At 71.1% G+C, this 15,910-nt stretch carries 12 protein-coding genes; 5 read left to right on the top strand and 7 right to left on the bottom strand.

What is annotated here, in order from left to right; translation table 11 throughout:
• The first annotated feature begins 17 nt into the window (after window positions 1–17).
• Entirely contained in the window at window positions 18–1,064 is a 1,047-nt protein-coding gene (locus AB5J73_RS33415) for a LacI family DNA-binding transcriptional regulator (RefSeq protein WP_370962730.1), read from the top strand.
• Here the strand turns inward: AB5J73_RS33415 and AB5J73_RS33410 are convergent.
• Both AB5J73_RS33410 and AB5J73_RS33405 read right to left on the bottom strand, forming a co-directional pair.
• Window positions 1,007–3,910, bottom strand: coding sequence for a glycoside hydrolase family 3 C-terminal domain-containing protein (locus AB5J73_RS33410; protein ID WP_370962729.1), 2,904 nt, complete (start codon window positions 3,908–3,910; stop codon window positions 1,007–1,009). The genes AB5J73_RS33415 and AB5J73_RS33410 overlap by 58 nt on opposite strands.
• Window positions 3,907–5,658, bottom strand: coding sequence for a discoidin domain-containing protein (locus AB5J73_RS33405; RefSeq protein WP_370962728.1), 1,752 nt, complete (start codon window positions 5,656–5,658; stop codon window positions 3,907–3,909). The genes AB5J73_RS33410 and AB5J73_RS33405 overlap by 4 nt, the downstream gene beginning before the upstream one ends.
• A 469-nt stretch (window positions 5,659–6,127) precedes the next feature.
• On the opposite strand from AB5J73_RS33405, the gene AB5J73_RS33400 reads away from it, so the two are divergent.
• Window positions 6,128–8,341, top strand: coding sequence for a discoidin domain-containing protein (locus AB5J73_RS33400; protein WP_370962726.1), 2,214 nt, complete (start codon window positions 6,128–6,130; stop codon window positions 8,339–8,341).
• On the opposite strand, the gene AB5J73_RS33395 is transcribed toward AB5J73_RS33400, so the two are convergent.
• A complete protein-coding gene (locus AB5J73_RS33395; protein WP_370962725.1) occupies window positions 8,243–9,778 on the bottom strand; it encodes an FAD-dependent monooxygenase in 1,536 nt (511 codons plus the stop codon). The two genes, AB5J73_RS33400 and AB5J73_RS33395, sit on opposite strands and share 99 nt — an antisense overlap.
• A 4-nt stretch (window positions 9,779–9,782) precedes the next feature.
• Window positions 9,783–10,745 (bottom strand): MBL fold metallo-hydrolase, encoded by a 963-nt coding sequence (locus AB5J73_RS33390; RefSeq protein WP_370962724.1) that lies wholly within the window; start codon window positions 10,743–10,745, stop codon window positions 9,783–9,785.
• 96 nt (window positions 10,746–10,841) lie between these two features.
• Here AB5J73_RS33390 and AB5J73_RS33385 point away from each other — a divergent pair, with 96 nt between their 5' ends.
• Window positions 10,842–11,372: a MarR family winged helix-turn-helix transcriptional regulator gene (locus AB5J73_RS33385; RefSeq protein ID WP_370962723.1), complete on the top strand. Its 531-nt coding sequence runs from the start codon at window positions 10,842–10,844 to the stop codon at window positions 11,370–11,372.
• A 112-nt stretch (window positions 11,373–11,484) separates the two neighbouring features.
• On the opposite strand, the gene AB5J73_RS33380 is transcribed toward AB5J73_RS33385, so the two are convergent.
• Both AB5J73_RS33380 and ribA read right to left on the bottom strand, forming a co-directional pair.
• Window positions 11,485–12,351, bottom strand: a complete 867-nt coding sequence (locus tag AB5J73_RS33380; protein WP_370962722.1) for an HNH endonuclease — start codon at window positions 12,349–12,351, stop codon at window positions 11,485–11,487.
• A 73-nt stretch (window positions 12,352–12,424) separates the two neighbouring features.
• Window positions 12,425–13,036, bottom strand: a complete 612-nt coding sequence (ribA, locus tag AB5J73_RS33375) for a GTP cyclohydrolase II (RefSeq protein WP_370962720.1) — start codon at window positions 13,034–13,036, stop codon at window positions 12,425–12,427.
• A 230-nt stretch (window positions 13,037–13,266) separates the two neighbouring features.
• Between ribA and AB5J73_RS33370 the strand changes: the two genes are divergently transcribed.
• On the top strand, window positions 13,267–13,995 hold the full coding sequence (locus AB5J73_RS33370; protein ID WP_370962719.1) for a hypothetical protein: 729 nt from the start codon (window positions 13,267–13,269) through the stop codon (window positions 13,993–13,995).
• Window positions 13,996–14,004: 9 nt separating this feature from the next.
• On the top strand, window positions 14,005–14,634 hold the full coding sequence (locus tag AB5J73_RS33365) for a LysE family translocator (protein WP_370962718.1): 630 nt from the start codon (window positions 14,005–14,007) through the stop codon (window positions 14,632–14,634).
• 34 nt (window positions 14,635–14,668) lie between these two features.
• Here the strand turns inward: AB5J73_RS33365 and AB5J73_RS33360 are convergent, their stop codons facing one another.
• Window positions 14,669–15,730, bottom strand: coding sequence for a cobalamin-independent methionine synthase II family protein (locus tag AB5J73_RS33360; RefSeq protein ID WP_370962717.1), 1,062 nt, complete (start codon window positions 15,728–15,730; stop codon window positions 14,669–14,671).
• Window positions 15,731–15,910 lie beyond the last annotated feature (180 nt).

Below are 15,910 nucleotides of genomic sequence, written 5' to 3'. Positions count from 1 at the left end.
CCCGCTCGGGAGGACGGATGCGCGTCACGATCGCCGAGGTCGCCCGCCGCGCGCGGGTGAGCAAGACGACCGTGTCCAGGGTTCTCAACAACAAAGCCGATGTGGACGCGGCGACCGCGATCCGGGTGCGCGAGGTGATCGCCGCGACCGGGTACATCCCCAGCGCCGGCGCGGTCGGGCTGGCCCGCGGCGTGACGCGCACGGTCGGGATGCTGGTGCCGGGCCTGACCTGGCCGTGGATGGGCGAGGTGCTGCAGGGCGTCGCCGACGTCGTGGAGTCGAAGGGTTACGGCCTGCTGCTGTCCACGGCCAACCGCGGCACCGAATCCCTGGACGAGTTTTCGCGGCAGGTGTCGGCGAAGGCGTTCGACGGCCTGCTGCTCATCGAGCCCCCGGACGCGGTGCGGCACCTGCGCGTCCTGCACGACTCCGGCCTGCCGGTGGTGGTGATCGACGACCGCGGCCGCCGTCCCGCGTTCCCGTCGGTGGGCACGGACAACCGCCACGGCGGCGCGACGGCGGCCCGCCACCTCCTGGCCACCGGCCGCACCCGGCTGGCCACCGTCACCGGCCCGCACGACTTCGGCTGCACCGCCGACCGCCTCAACGGGTTCAACGAAGCCGTCCTCGACGCCGGGCTGACGCTCGACCCGAGCCTCATCATCGAAGGCGACTTCACGAGCGAGAGCGGCGAGGCCGCGATCCTCCAGCTGCTGGCCTCGGGCCCGGAGTTCGACGCGGTGTTCGCCCACAACGACCTCACCGCGGCCGGCGTCCTGGCCGGGCTGCGCAAGTCCGGGCGCGCGGTGCCGGGGGACGTCGCCGTGGTCGGCTTCGACGACATCCCCCTGGCCGCGCACACCCAGCCGCCGCTCACCACGATCCGCCAGCCGCTGCGGGCCATGGGCGAGGCGGCGGCCCGGCAGCTGCTCGCACAGCTGGCCGGGGCGCCGCCACCCGGTGCGCCGCTGATCGTCCCGACTTCCCTGGTGGTCCGGGAATCGACTCAGGAAACGGTCAGCGCGGCCGACAGGGGCACGTTCCGCGACGAGTCGCCGACGTAGACCCGGTACTGGCCGGCGCCGGTCGTCCACGAACCGGTCCAGTGCGCGAGGTCCCGCGGGGTGAGCGGGAACGACACGACCTGGCTCTGCCCGGGGGCGAGCTGGATCTTCTTGAACCCTTTCAGCTGCTTCGGCGGTTCCCCGTTCCCGGCCGGCTGGCCGACGTAGAGCTGGACGACGTCGGCGCCCGCCCGCGTGCCGGTGTTGGTCACCGTGGCCGTCACGGTCGCGGTGCCGTTCGTGCCCTGCGGCGTGACGGCCAGGTTCGAGAACCCGAACGTCGTGTACGACAGGCCGAAGCCGAACGGGAACAGCGGTTCGACGCCCCGGCTGTCGTACCAGCGGTAGCCGACGTTGAGCCCTTCGGAGTACTCGATCCGGTCGTTGGCGCCCGGGAACTGCTGGACGTCCGCCGTCGGCAGGTCGGCGATCCGCTTCGGAAAGCTGACTGGCAGCTTGCCCGAGGGGTTGACGTCGCCGTAGAGCAGCGAAGCGATCGCGTTGCCGTTCTCCTGGCCCGGGTACCAGCCCTCGATCACCGCCGCGACCTTGCCCAGCCAGGGCATGGTCACCGCCGAGCCGGTGTTGAGCACGACGACCGTGCGCGGGTTCGCCGAAGCCACGGCGTCGATCAGCTCGTTCTGCTGGAACCGCAGATCGATCGTGTCGAGGTCCTCCGTCTCGGACTCGCCGTAGCCGGCGAACACGATTGCGACGTCCGCGGTGCGGGCCTGCGCGACGGCAGCCGCGATGTCCGGCGTCTGCACGTGCTCCCCCGCGCCGTCCACATAGGACACCGTGACCCCGGACCCGGCCCGCGCCTTGATCCCGTTGATCGGGTTCACCGACGCGGGCGAGGGGTTCACCTTCGCGCTGCCGCCGCCGATGTTCTGCGGGTCGATCCCGTCGCCGCCGGAGAGCGCGATCGATTTCGTCGAAGCGGTCAGCGGCAGGACACCGGTGTTCTTCAGCAGCACCGCCCCGGCCGCGGCGACGTCCCGCGCGGTCGTCACGTTCGCCGCATTGGTCACCACCGACTGCGGGGTGCCCCGCCGGGCCCGGTCGAAGACGCCGAACTTGAAGAGCTGCGTGAGCACCCGCCGGACCATGTCGTCGACGCGCGCCTGCGTGACCTCGCCGCGCGAAACGGCGTCGAGCAGGCCCTGGCCGAAGAACGCGCCGCCGGGCATCTCCAGGTCCAGGCCGCCGTTGGCCAGCTGCCGCGGGCCGCCGGTCGCCGAGCCCCAGTCGGAGCCGACGAAGCCGCCCCAGTTCGCGTCCTGCTTGATCGCCGTGGTGAGCACGCCGCTGTTCTGGCACGCCGGGACGCCGTTGATCTGGTTGTAGGCGCACATCATCGACGCGACCTGCCCCTGGCTCGCCACCTGCTGGAACGCCGGCAGGTACAGCTCGTGCAGGGTCCGGTCGTCGATGATGACGTTGTCCGACGGCGTGCCCCGCGACGCCCCGGCCTCGACGTTGTAGGCGGCCGCGTGCTTGGCCTGCGCCATCACGCCCTGGCTCTGGATGCCCTGGATCGTCGCGGTCCCGGCCGCGCCGGCGAGGTACGGGTCCTCGCTGTAGGTCTCGAAGTTCCGGCCCCACCGCGGGTCACGGACCAGGTTGATCGTCGGGCCGAGGGCGATGTCGACGCCCTTCCCGGCGAACTCGGCCCCCATCGCCGTGCCGTACCGGTTGAGCAGGCCGGTGTCCCAGGTCGCGGCGGCCGTCACCGGCGCCGGGAACTGGGTGACGCCGTCGAGGCCGTCCCCGACCCCGGCGGGCCCGTCCTGCAGGCCGAGCGCCGGGATGCACAGTTCGGGCACGGCGTCGGTGTTGCCGATGTACGGCCCCGTCGCGCCGTTGCCGTGCAGCACCTTCACCTTCTGCTGCGGGGTCATCGCCGCCATCAGCTGGGTGACCCGGTCGGCGACCGGCGCCGTCGAGCCGACCCACGGGCAGCCGGTCGGCGGCGGTGCGGTGTCGGACGTGTGCACCGCGAACTCCCACAGCGAGACGCCCCACTGGGTGGCTCGCGCGGTCGTGTTCACCCGGACGTACCGCGCGGTGCCGGAAGCGGCCGGGTGTTCGGTGCCGCCCGCACCGGTCACGGTCGCCGCCGTCGTCCACGACGTCCCGTTGGTGGACAGCTGGACCGTGTACGCGCTCGCGTACGCCGCCTCCCAGGTCAGGTCGACGCCGCAGACCGCCCGCGCGCTGCCGAGGTCGACCTGGAGCCACTGCGGGTCGGCGGCCAGGCTCGACCAGCGCGTGCCGCCGTCGCCGTCGACGGCCGCGCTCGCCGGGAACGCGTCCGACTGGACGCTCGACGCGGTCGCGGGCTGCCTCAGCGCCGCGTTCGCGCTGCCGCACGCCTGCGCCGAGCCGTCGCCGAAGACCTGGAACTCCCACAGCGACACCCCCCACTGGGTCGCGCGCCGGGTGGTGGTCAGCCGGACGTACCGGCCGCTCCCGGACACCGGCAGCGTCTGGGTGCCGCCGGTGCCGGTCGTGGTCGAGTACACGGTGGTCCACTGGCCGCCGTCCGCCGAGGCCTGGATCGTGAAGGCCGTGGCGTAGGCCGCCTCCCATTGGAGGACGACCTGGTTCAAGGTGTGCGCCGAGCCGAGGTCGACCTGCAGCGTCTGCGGGTCGGCGGCGAGGCTGGACCAGCGCGTGCCCGGGTCGCCGTCGACCGCCGCGCTCGCCGGGAAGGCGGCGTTCTCGGTGGAGGACGCGGTCACGGCGTGCCCCTGGGAGAGCAGCGCCGGAGCCGCCTGGGCGGCGAGCGGCGGGACGGCGAGCAGGCCCGCCGTCACCACCGCACCGAGGACGAGCCGCCTCACTGGTAGACCCGCACGTAGTCGATCACCATGTCCTGCGGGAGCACGGTGCCCGCGCCCGGCGGGCCGGGGAAGTCCCCGCCGATGGCGTTGTTGAGGATCAGGAAGAACGGGTGGTCGTACACCCAGGGACCCCGCGTGCTCTCGACGGTGTCGCGGTTGATCGTCTCGAACGCGTTCCCGTCGACGTAGAACGTCATGTGCGACGCGTCCCAGTCGAGGCCGAACTTGTGGAACCCGGCGGAGACGTCCTGGCCGAGGTCCAGGGGTGCGCCGATGCCGCCGGCACCGTTGTAGGCCGGGGCGTGGATGGTCGAGTAGGCCAGGTTCGGCGACTTCCCGACGTGCTCCATGATGTCGATCTCACCGCAGTTGGGCCACGGCGTGCCGCTGAAGAAGTTGGCGCCCAGCAGCCAGAACGCGGGCCACAGCCCCTGCGTGCCGGACACCTTGATGTTCGCCTCGACGTGCCCGTAGGTGAAGCTGAACTTGCCCGCGGTGTTGATCCGGCCCGAGGTGTACTGGCAGGTGCCGCTGCCGCTGATCGGGTCGACCGGGCAGGCGCTGCCCGGGGTGGCTTCGCGGCGGACCTGGATGACGAGGTTGCCGCGGCCGTCCTGCTTGGCGTTGTTGTTGTTCGTGTAGTACTCGAGCTCGTTGTTGACACCGGGGCCGGTCTCGGCGGTCCACTTGCTCGCGTCCGGGTTGGCGCCCGCCGCGCCGTTGAACTCGTCGCTCCAGACCAGCGTGCCCGGAAAGTGCGGGGCCGGCGGCGCGGGCGGCGGGGTCGCCGGGTTGCCGCCGGTGCCGTAGACGTCGAAGCCCCACAGCGAGTAGCCGTAGCCGTTCGAGCGGGCGGTGCCGTACATCCGGACGTACCGGCCGGAACCGTTCAGCGTCAGCGTTTCCTTGAACCCCTTGCCGCTGGTGGTCGAGTAGAGCGACGTCCAGTTCGCGTTGTCGTTCGACACCTGGATCTGGTAGGCGACCGCGTACGCCGGGTCCCACTGCAGGACCACCTGGTGCACGGCCGCGACGGCGCCGAGGTCGACGGTGATCCAGCCGGGGTCGACCCAGCCGGTCGTCGCGCTCGTCGCCCAGCGGGTCGCCGGGTCGCGGTCGAACGCCTTCGCCGGCGCGCAGCCGGGGCAGGCCCCGTCATCCTGGTACGACGACGCCGTGCCGGGCTTCCCGTAGGACAGCAGGACGTCACCGGGCTGCGTGGTGCCGCCCCCGCCGTAGACCTGGAACTCCCACAGCGAGTAGCCGTACTGCGTGGCGCGCTGGGTGCCGGTGAGCCGGACGTACCGGCCGCTGCCGGTGACGGTCAGGGTCTGCGTCCCCCCGGCGCCGGTGGTGGTCGAGTAGAGGGTGCTCCAGGTGGCGCCGTCGGCGGACGCCTGGAGCGTGAAGGCCTTGGCGTACGCGGCTTCCCAGTTCAGCACGACCTGGGACAGCTGCTGGGTGGACCCGAGGTCGACCTGCAGCGTCTGCGGGTCGCTGAACCCGCTCGACCAGCGGGTGCCGGGGTCTCCGTCGACGGCGGCCGACGCGGGGAAGGCGGCGGATTCGGCCGAGGACGCCGTCACCGGGCGGCCTTGGGAGAGCAGGACGGGCGCGGCCTGCGCGACCGGCGCGGTGAGCAGGGCGGCCAGGGTCAGGGCGAGGACGGCGAGCGCGGTCCAGCGGACCGGGGTCCGGCGGCCGGGCCCCGGGCGGGGCGGGCTGGTCCTCGGTGTGCGGCGTTGCATGGGCACCTCCACGGCGAACCGGCGCCGGGGCGGCCTTGCCCCGGCGCGGATCGGCTCACGTGGTCCGCGGCGCGGGTGTGGGTCCCGCTCCTCGGCACGCTCTTAGTTCAGGATATAAATAAAGAGTCGTAAAATGTCAACGCCCCTGCGCCGGACGGTCGCGGACCACGCCGCGGATTGGTCCGGGCGAACGAATCCGCGCCGGATCCTTGACTCCGCCGAACCCCGCGGTGTTGACTTCGAGCCGCTGGAACCGGTTCCGTGACCGCCACCCGGATCGGTTCCCCGCGTCACGCACACCTTCGGGCTGACCGGTTCGCTCCGTCGCACCCACCCCGGCACCGCTCCTCCGGCTCACGGCGCCGGGCGGGCGCCCGGCGCGAACCCGCCGCACCACCCGACACCGGCGCGAGCTGTGGGGCTCGCCCGGTCCGCTTCGCACGTCCTCCCCCGAGCAGCAGGCAGGCCGATGAGATCAACGACGTTCTCCCCCGTACACCGCCTCCTCGTCATCGCCACCACCTTCGTCACCGCGGTCACCACCGCGGCGGTGGTCGGCTCCGCACCGGCGCAGGCCGCCGCGTGCGGAACCACCAACCTCGCGCAAGGGCGCACCGCGACCGCGTCCTCGACCGAAAACGGCGGCACCCCCGCGTCCGCCGCGGTCGACGGCAACGCCGGCACGCGCTGGTCCAGCGCGTTCAGCGATCCGCAGTGGCTCCAGGTCGACCTGGGTTCCGCGCAGCAGCTCTGCGACGTGGTGCTCACCTGGGAAGCCGCGTACGCGAAAGCGTTCACCGTGCAGCTGTCCTCGGACGCGAACAGCTGGACGAGCGCGTACACGACCACCACCGGCGCGGGCGGCACGCAGACCGTGCCCCTCACCGGCACCGCGCGCTACCTGCGGGTCTACGGCACCCAGCGGGCGACCGGCTACGGCTACTCCCTGTGGGAAGTGGCCGTGCACGGCACCGGCGGCGGCACCACGATCCCGCCGACCGACCCGCGCAACCCGGACCTCGGGCCGAACGTGTCGGTGTTCGACCCCTCGACGCCGGCCGCGACGATCCAGAACCGGCTGACGCAGATCGCCGACCAGCAGCACACCAACCAGTTCGGCACCGAGCGCTACGCGGTGCTGTTCAAGCCCGGCACCTACAGCGCCGACGTCAACCTCGGCTTCTACGAGCAGGTCGCGGGCCTGGGCCTCTCCCCCGACGACGTCAACCTCAACGGGCACGTCCGCGTCGAAGCCGACTGGCTGCAGCAGGGCGACAACCCGGCCAACAAGGGCAACGCGACCCAGAACTTCTGGCGCTCCGCCGAGAACCTCTCGGTGACGCTGCCCGCCGGGCAGGTCGAGCGCTGGGCCGTCGCGCAGGCGGCGCCCTACCGCCGGATGCACCTCAAGGGCAGCCAGATCCAGCTGTGGAACGGCGGCGACGGCTGGGCCAGCGGCGGCCTGATCGCCGACAGCAAGATCGACGGCGTCGCCGTTTCCGGTTCGCAGCAGCAGTTCCTCACCCGCAACAGCGAGCTCGGCGGCTGGCAGGGCGGCGTGTGGAACATGGTGTTCGTCGGCTCGACCGGCACGCCGCCGGCGTCGTTCCCGAACCCGCCGGAGACCGTCGTCGGGCAGACGCCGGTGATCCGCGAGAAGCCGTTCCTCTACGTCGACGGCTCGGGCAGCTACAACGTGTTCGTCCCGGCGCTGCGGCAGAACTCGTCCGGGACGAGCTGGGGTCACGGCGCCCCGGCCGGGCAGGCGATCTCGCTGAGCGAGTTCTACGTCGCGCACCCGTCGGACTCGGCCGCGACGCTCAACGCCGCTTTGGCCGCGGGCAAGAACCTGCTGGTGACACCGGGCGTCTACCACCTCGACCAGGCGCTGAACGTCACGCGCCCGGACACCGTGGTGCTCGGCCTCGGCCTGGCGACACTGATGCCCACCAACGGCAACGCGGCCATCACGACGTCCGATGTGGACGGGGTGAAGATCGCCGGCCTGCTGGTCGACGCGGGCGCGGTGAACTCGCCGGTGCTCGTCCAGATCGGCCAGCCGGGCTCGGCCGCGAACCACGCGGCCGACCCGACGTCGCTGCACGACGTGTTCTTCCGGATCGGCGGCGCGGCCGTCGGCAAGGCCACGCAGACGCTGGTGGTCAACTCGAACAACGTCATCGGCGACCACATGTGGCTGTGGCGCGGCGACCATTCGAACGGCGTCGGCTGGAACGTCAACACCGCGGCGAACGGCCTCGTCGTCAACGGCGCGAACGTGACGATGTACGGCCTGTTCGTGGAGCACTACCAGCAGTACGAGGTGCTCTGGAACGGCAACGGCGGGCGGACGTACTTCTTCCAGAACGAAATGCCGTACGACCCGCCGGACCAGGCCTCCTGGACCAGCGGCGGCGGCCGGCAGGGCTGGGCGGCGTACAAGGTGGCCGATTCGGTGACCAGCCACGAAGGCTGGGGACTGGGCAGCTACTGCTTCTTCAACACCAATCCGTCCATTGTGGCCAGTCACTCGTTCGAGGTGCCGAACACCGGCGGGGTCCGGTTCCACAACCTCGTATCGGTGTCACTCGGTGGCGTCGGCACGATCGCGCACGTCATCAACGATGCGGGTGACGCCGCGAACACCGGGCACCAGGTGAGCCCGCTGGTCAGCTACCCGTAGCACAGCGGCGACGTACGCGTCCGGGCGGACCAGCCAGGCTTCGCCCGGACGCGCGCCCAGCGCCCCGCCCACCGGGATCTCCACCGCCGGCGCCCCTTCGGCTCGCACGCCGGGGGTCGTCAGGACTCGGAACCCCCGGCGGGCGTGGTCACGCAACCGTCCACTCGCGACGGTGACGTCCGGCAGCAGCACGCCCGGTCCCGGCGGCGGCAACGTCCCCCGCCGGGGCCGTCCGGCGTGCGGGCGCGCCGGATCGGGTGTGGTCAACGGCGAATCCGCGTACCAGAAGGGTTCGGCCAGCCGCCCCGAATCGACCTGCTCGTGCACCGCCGGATCGGTCGCCGCGCGGGTGAGGACGTCCAGGCGGCGCGCACGCTGCCCGTCGTCCTGCGGCACCAGGAAGTCCATCGTGGCCGTGGTGACCGCCGCGTTCTCGACGGCCGCCGCGTGGCGCTCGGTGTGGTAGGTCTCCAGCAGGTCCTCGTCCGCGTGGCCGCGCAGGACCCACGCGAGCTTCCAGGCCGCGTTCTCGGCGTCGGCGACCCCCGAGTTGAGCCCGCGCGCCCCGAACGGCGCGACCAGGTGCGCGCAGTCGCCGGCGAGCAGCACGCGCCCGACGCGCATCCGGTCGACGAGCCGTGTGTGGAAGCGGTACACCGAACGCCAGACGACTTCGTACGGCCGGTCGCCGATGATCGCGCGGATCCGGTGGTCGAGGGCGCCGCCGGTTTCCTCGGCCGCGAGGTCGTAGTCGTCGGGGACCTGCCAGTCGATGCGGAACTGCGAGCCGGGGCACGGGTGGATGAGCACCTGGCGGCCCGGGTTCCACGGCGGGTCGAAGTGGAACCGGCGCTCGGCCGCCCAGCCCGGCAGGTCGGCGCGGATGTCGCAGATCAGGAACAGGTCGCGGAAGGAGAACCCGCCCAGGTGCTGGCCGAGCGCCCGCCGCACGGTGTCGCCCCGCGAACCCGCGCAGGCGATCGCGTAGTCGGCCTCGATCCGGCGCGGCCCGTCCTTCGTCTCGCACCGGATTTCGACGCAGCCGGGCTGGGTGACGCCGGTGACGCGGTGCCCGCGCCGGACGTCGATCAGCGGCTGCTCGGCGATCAGCCCGTCGAGGACTTCTTCGACGCGGGCTTGGGAGATGTTGACGAACGGCGGGAGCGCCGACCCGCCGTCGCGCAGCTTCAGCGAGAACAGCTCGGTCTCGCGGTGGAACGTCCGGGCGGTCGTCCAGGTGAGCCCTTCCTCGGCGAGGCAGCCCGCACCGAGCGACGCCCAGACGTCCAATGTGTCCCGTTGCTGGCAGATCGCCTTGGACCCCACGGGGTCGCGCACCTCGTGCTCGTCGACGAGCACCACCGGTACACCCCAGCGCGCGAGCAGCAGCGCGGCCGTCTGACCGACCGGGCCGCTGCCGAGGACGGCGACTCTCATCGTCCTAGCCTTGGAGCTGGTCCCAGACTTCGCGGTCGCGCTCGGCGGTCCACACCACCGGCCGCTCGATGCCGCCGAGCTCGTCCCACAGCCGGGAGACGTCGAAGGGCAGGCAGTGCTCGAAGATCGGCCAGTGCCCGTACTGCTCGTTCAGGGCGGCGTGGGTGCGCTCGAAGGCGTCCTTGAGCGTGCCACCGGCGTCGCGGACCGCGCCGACCTCGCGGATCATCGTGGTCAGGAAGTGCCGGGTCTGCGCGACGGCGGCGTCGACCGCCTCCCGGCCCCGGCTCACCCCGCCGCGCCCGCCGATCAGCGTCTCGGCCCCGAACGCGCCGACGCGGTCCAACGTGGACGAAGCCCAGTCGCGGTGGAACGCGTCCCCGGTGTACAGCGCGGCTTCGGCTTCCACGAGGTCGCCGGCGTAGAGGATCTTCTGCCGGGGCAGCCAGGCCACGATGTCGCCTTCGGTGTGGCCGCGCCCGCAGTACTGGAGGATCAGGTCGCCGCGGTCGCCGCCGAGGTCGATGGTGAGCCGGTCGGAGAAGGTCAGCGTCGGCCAGGTCAGCCCGGGCACCGAATCCGCCCCCTTGGCCAGTCGCGGCATCCGCCCGAACTCGCTGGCCCAGTCCTCTTTGCCACGCTCGGCGACCAGCGCGCGGGTGTTCTCGTGCGCGACGATGACCTCGGCGTCGAACGCGGACGCCCCGAGCACACGCACCGCGTGGTAGTGGCTCAGCACCAGGTAGCGCACGGGTTTGTCGGTGTGTTCCCGCAGTTTCGCGAGCCACTCGCGGGCCGCGACGGGCGTGGCCAGCGCCTCGAAGCAGACGAGGAAGTCCTCGCCTTCGACGGCACCGATGTTGGGATCACCCTCGGCGGTCAGCGCGTAGACGCCGTCGTCCAGGACTTCCAGGGTCTGCGCCTTCTCCGCCAGGTCGGCCGAAGAGGCGAACGCTTTCTTCGTCACGGCTAGGGCTCCTTGATCGTCAAAGCATTGACTATCTGGCTCAGGCTAGCCCGCCGCTCCGCCGCGCGAAACCCCTTCGTCGCCTAACCTGGCGGCATGACCGACCGACCGGCCGACCTCGACTACCTCTCGTTCGTCGACTACGCGATCGGGAAGACGCAGGCCGAGCTCCCCGCGACCGACCCGGTGGCAATGCGCCTCGGCCTGACCCTGCACCGCCTCGCGGGCGCGCTGGTCTACGACTGGGAGTCGACGGTCCACCGCCCCCGAGGCTGGAGCTGGGGCGGCTTCCGGGTGCTGTTCGTGCTGTGGCTGGCCGGCCCCCTGGAGTCCCGCCACGTGGCCCGCCTGGCCGGCATGAGCCGCGCGGCGGTTTCGGCACTGGTCAAGACGCTGGAGCGGGACGGCCTGGTAACCCGCGCGACGGTTCCCCACGACCGCCGTGCGGTCGAGCTCGACCTGACGGAGGCGGGCCACGCATCGGTCGCCGAGGCTTACCAGGAGCACAACGAGCGAGAGCAAGCGTGGGCGGCGTCGCTCACGCCGGAGGAGCGGACGGCGTTGATCGGCTTGCTGGAGAAGCTGACAACGGGCCCGGCAGCGGCAGCAGCCCAGCGACTTACGTAGCCGGCGACGCTTGGTCCGGGTGCCCCAAAGCGCGGAGCCGCGGGCCACGGTGCCGGAGGACGGCGGGCACGTGGGTGCAGGCCCGAAGTCTGGTGGCTGCGGGCCGATCCCCTCACGCTGCGAACGGCAGTGGCCGATGCAGGTTGTTGCGCCGGGGTTTTCGACGCCTGGAACGAGGCAACAACCGATAATGGTGCCCACACACCAGCACCAGATTGACCAAATCCGTAGGACCACCCCCACTACCGGAACCGAGAACAGCGGGGATCAGCTTGCAATCACAAGCGTGGATCCGGCCGTCGACCGCCGAGATCAAGCCGGTGTCACCCAGGGTGGCGCGACCAAGCCCGGACCTCAAGTCCTTCAGGGACACCGCGACCATCACGTGGGCGCGTTCACCGGCCTGAGCCGGCAGCTCCGAGGAGTCCAACGCGGCCCGACAGCTCCCACACCCCAGAGCGTTTGCGGCGCAGGGACAGTTCGCGGGCCGGGGTGGCGGGTTCGGTCTCGGCTCGTGCGGGGCGTCGGGGTCGAGGTGGGCCAGGATCCGGGCACCGAGGACGGCGACCTGTGTGTGGCCGACGTCGGCGGCGAAGGCGAGCAGATCCCGTTCGGCGCAGTCGCGGTGCTCCAGCGGAATGTGGGTGAGGGCGGTGTCGATCATCGGGGTGCTCAGGGGGCCATCGCGGGCGGCAACGCCGGTGGCAGGAGCCAGAGCGGGCCCGGCGTCGAGAGTGTGGCTGGGGTTGAGGGCGCGGGCTCGGGTGACGGTGCACTGGGCGGCGTGGGGAATGTCGGCGAGGCGGTCAAGCAACCGGGCGGTGGAGCGGTAGCCGAACAGTTCCATCACGCCGCGGGATTCGATTTCCACGAGCAGCGCACCGATTTCCGATTCTGCAGACCGCACGACGGTGAGCAGCCCGCGGAGCCGGTCGGCCAAGGCCTCCGCGTCCGCTTGCCACACCGCTTCTGTGTCCACGCACCAAGATTACCGGCGCCCGAACGCGTGTTCATCACTCGATCAGGTGGCAAAGTCAAAAAGCCGATGAGCCCTAACTGGCAATCCCGGGCAAGCGCAGGGTGTGCCCGGTCTGCTCGGCCTTGGCCCGCAGATACCGAACGTTGTTGTCAGTAGCGAAAACCCCGGTGGGCACCTCATCGCGCACCGCAATCCCGGCGTCCCGCAGCTGCAGAGCCTTGTCGGGGTTGTTGGAGAGCAGATCGACCTCACCGACCCCGAGCGCCTTGAGCATCTGCGCGGCAACGGCGTAGTCGCGAGCGTCTTCCGGCAACCCGAGCGCGGCGTTGGCGGCGTAGGTGTCAAGGCCGTCATCCTGCAGCGCGTAGGCGTCGAGCTTGTTGTACAGCCCGATCCCCCGGCCTTCCTGCCGCAGGTACAGCAGGTACCCACCGGCCTCGGAGATCCGTTCGACAGCCTCGGCCAGCTGCGGCCCGCAGTCACACCGCGCGGACCCGAACACGTCACCGGTGAGGCACTCGGAGTGCGGCCGGACCAGCGGAACCTCCCCGGGCGTGCCGAGGACGAGAGCCAGGTGTTCCCCACCGTCCTCGAGGCCGCGGAAGGTGACGGCTTCGGCGTCGACCTCGAGACCACCGTGCAACCGGAGCGGGATCCGCACCCGGGTCCGCACCTCGGCCGTCACGTCGTCACCCCTGGAATCACCCACAAGATCGACCCTACACGAAGTTCAAATTCGAACATCACGATGCGGACGGCAGTGCCCAGCCCACAGCGCGCTCAGGTAGGCTCCCTACGGGCGTGGGCGCTCGGAGCGCGTCTCCCTCGGGAGATAGGCTGGGTTCGACTCCCAGGCGTCAGGGTGCACAACCTCGAACGTGCGCACCCTGACGCCTGCGAGTAGAGCTGGAGATCATGTACCCACGCAGTGCCGAGTACACGAAGCACAGCGAGAACCTTTCCGCGGTCAGGAAGGGTTTGACTCAGATCGAGCGGGCCCACAAAGAGGCCATCCGGGGCGGCAGCGAAGATCAGGTCCTCGTTCTGCAGCGCCTGCACCTCCTCACCAACGGCATTCTCGCCGAGGCTGCTCTGCGCAAGCTCATCGTCGACCCCACCGGCTTCAACGACCGCGAGCGCCAGTTGATCTGGCGGTCTCGGTCGCAAATCGACCGGTGGCTCGAGGCCGTCGAACTCGCCGCTCGTCGCCACTACCGCGTGCTGACGCACGAACCGATCGACAACGGAACCATCGGTGCGACGGACTTCAGCCGCTACGTGGAGATCCGCGGCTTGCTCACCGACGAACTGGCCCCGGTAATCGAAGACCGCAACAAGCTGGCGCACGGCCAGTGGGTGTGGCAGCTCAAGAGCCGCGAAGAAAACAAGTTCAAGGAGCCACAAGCTCCTCCGCCCCCGAACTTTCGGACGCTCTACAGCCAGAGCCGGCTGCTTCTGACGATCGCCGATGTCGTCCGGCTGTTCGCCACCTCGGAGCCTGCCTTCGACCGGGACTATGACACGCTGATCAAGAAGTTCTCGACGGCCAAGGCGACCCTCGACGGATCCGACTACGCCGCGTTCGTCTTGATGCTGAGGTCATCGAACAAACATGCGGGAAAACCGGTCGCGCGGCGGTCGTAAGCTCGCTCCATGATCCCCGGCACCACCGCGGCCTCCTTCCTCCTCGTCGTCCTCCTCGGCGCGATGTCCCCCGGCCCGGACTTCGTCGTCGTCACCCGCTCCGCGCTCACCGGCGGCCGGCGCGCCGGGATCGCCGCCGGGCTCGGGATCGCGCTGGGTGTCTTCGCCTGGGTGGTCGCGATCGCCCTCGGTGTGGCCGCCGTCCTCACCGCGTCCGCCGTCGCCTTCACCGTCGTGAAGCTGGTCGGGGCCGCCTACCTCGTGTTCCTCGGGGTCAAAGCCTGGCTGGCCGTGCGCCGCGGCGAGTACCGAGACCTCCGTGAAGACAAGACGGAACCGCTGAAAGCCGTCGCGGCCTTCCGGCAGGGGTTGTTCACCAACCTGCTCAACCCCAAGGTGGCCGTCTACTTCCTCGCCCTGCTCCCCCAGTTCCTCCCGGCCGACGGCTCCACCCTGCAGACCCTCGAACTCGCCGCCATCGCGACCGCCGGCACCGTCCTGTGGTTCGTGACTCTCGCCGTGGTCGTCGGGGCGCTGAAGAAGGTCTTCCGCGACCGCCGGGTGCGGCGGGGGCTCGACGCCGTGCTGGGCAGCCTGCTCGTCGTGCTCGGCCTGAAGGTCGCCGCCGAGGCGGCGTGAGCCCGGGGCGGCATCCCCGGGCGCACGCCGCGGCTCAGCCGAGCTTCTCGGCCGCCAGGCGGGTGCCCTCCACCCGGGCCTTGATCTTCGCGAACGCGATGTCGCGCGAAGTCGACGTGTCGTCCGCGAACGGGGAGAAACCGCAGTCGTCGCAGGTGCCCAGCCGGTCGGCCGGGATGTGGCGGGCCGCCGCCAGGACGCGGTCGCGGACCTCCTCCGGGGTCTCCACGCGCGGGTCGATCGGGTCCGTGACGCCGACGAAGACCCGCTGGTCCGCCTTCAGGTTCCCGGCGATGATCGCGAGCACCCGGTCCGGGTCGGGCTCGCTGGTCAGCTGGACGAAGAAGCGGCCGGCCTTGAGGTCGAACAGCGCCGGCAGCAGGTCCGCGTAGTCGACGTCGAGGCTGTGCACCGAGTCCTGGTCACCGCCGGGGCAGGTGTGGACGCCGATCTTCGCGCGCTCCTGGGCGGTGAACCGGTCGAGGACCGCGTTGTTCAGGTCGACGAACTGGCGCAGCAGGCCGCCGGACGGGTCCAGCTTCAGCGACAGCCGTCCCTCGGTGAAGTCGATCTGGACGCTGTCCGCGCCCGCGTCGAGGCTGCGCCGGATGTCCGCCTCGGCCTCGTTCACCAGGTCGGCGACGAACTGCTCCTGCGAGTACCCGTCGATGCCGTCGGGCGGGTAGATCAGCGAGACGGCGGACGCCGCGATCACCGCCTGCTTGACCGGCTTGGCCGTGAGCGCCTTCGCCCGGGTCAGGTACTCGTCCGCGTGGGTCGCGTAGCGGAAGGGGCCCGCGGTCAGCCGCGGGAGCTGCCGGGTGTGCCCGTCGGCGAACGGGATGACGACGCCGTCCGGGGCGAGCGCGGTCAGCCCGGCCAGGGGGTACGTCGCGAAGCTCGGCTTGCCCTGCTCGCCGTCGGTCAGCACCGGCGAGCCGGTCTCCTCGAACCGGCTGATCGTGTCGGCCAGCGCGCGGCTCTCCAGCTCGGCGAGCGCGGCGGCGTCGATCCGCCCGGCGGCGAACTCCCCGAGGCCTTCGACGAGGTACGCCGGGCGCGGGATGCTGCCGATCGGTTCGGTGGGCAAGGTCATCGAGGTCCTCCAGCTGCTTGAAGGTTCCGGCACGCAAGAGGACGCAACGGCCCCCCTCCGTCACCTGGGCCGGTCACCGGCCCCGTTCGAAAGGCAACTTAACGTGCCCACGGGCGATCACGGAGCGCGGATCACCCGGTCGGAGCAGCAAAAAGCACGAAATCAGAAGGCGTTCGGCGG

The sequence above is a fragment of the Amycolatopsis sp. cg9 genome, from assembly GCF_041346945.1.
Lineage (GTDB): Bacteria > Actinomycetota > Actinomycetes > Mycobacteriales > Pseudonocardiaceae > Amycolatopsis.
Note: the sequence above shows the minus strand (reverse complement) of the source record. Positions and strands in the feature narration are given on the sequence as shown.

Bases quoted from the DNA above. Each gene is read 5' to 3' on its own strand.
- AB5J73_RS33400 (WP_370962726.1), top strand. From the start codon at position 6,128: ATGAGATCAACGACGTTCTCCCCCGTACACCGCCTCCTCGTCATCGCC.
- AB5J73_RS33405 (WP_370962728.1), bottom strand. From the start codon at position 5,658: ATGCAACGCCGCACACCGAGGACCAGCCCGCCCCGCCCGGGGCCCGGC.
- AB5J73_RS33385 (WP_370962723.1), top strand. From the start codon at position 10,842: ATGACCGACCGACCGGCCGACCTCGACTACCTCTCGTTCGTCGACTAC.
- AB5J73_RS33415 (WP_370962730.1), top strand. From the start codon at position 18: ATGCGCGTCACGATCGCCGAGGTCGCCCGCCGCGCGCGGGTGAGCAAG.
- AB5J73_RS33370 (WP_370962719.1), top strand. From the start codon at position 13,267: ATGTACCCACGCAGTGCCGAGTACACGAAGCACAGCGAGAACCTTTCC.
- AB5J73_RS33360 (WP_370962717.1), bottom strand. From the start codon at position 15,730: ATGACCTTGCCCACCGAACCGATCGGCAGCATCCCGCGCCCGGCGTAC.
- AB5J73_RS33365 (WP_370962718.1), top strand. From the start codon at position 14,005: ATGATCCCCGGCACCACCGCGGCCTCCTTCCTCCTCGTCGTCCTCCTC.
- AB5J73_RS33395 (WP_370962725.1), bottom strand. From the start codon at position 9,778: ATGAGAGTCGCCGTCCTCGGCAGCGGCCCGGTCGGTCAGACGGCCGCG.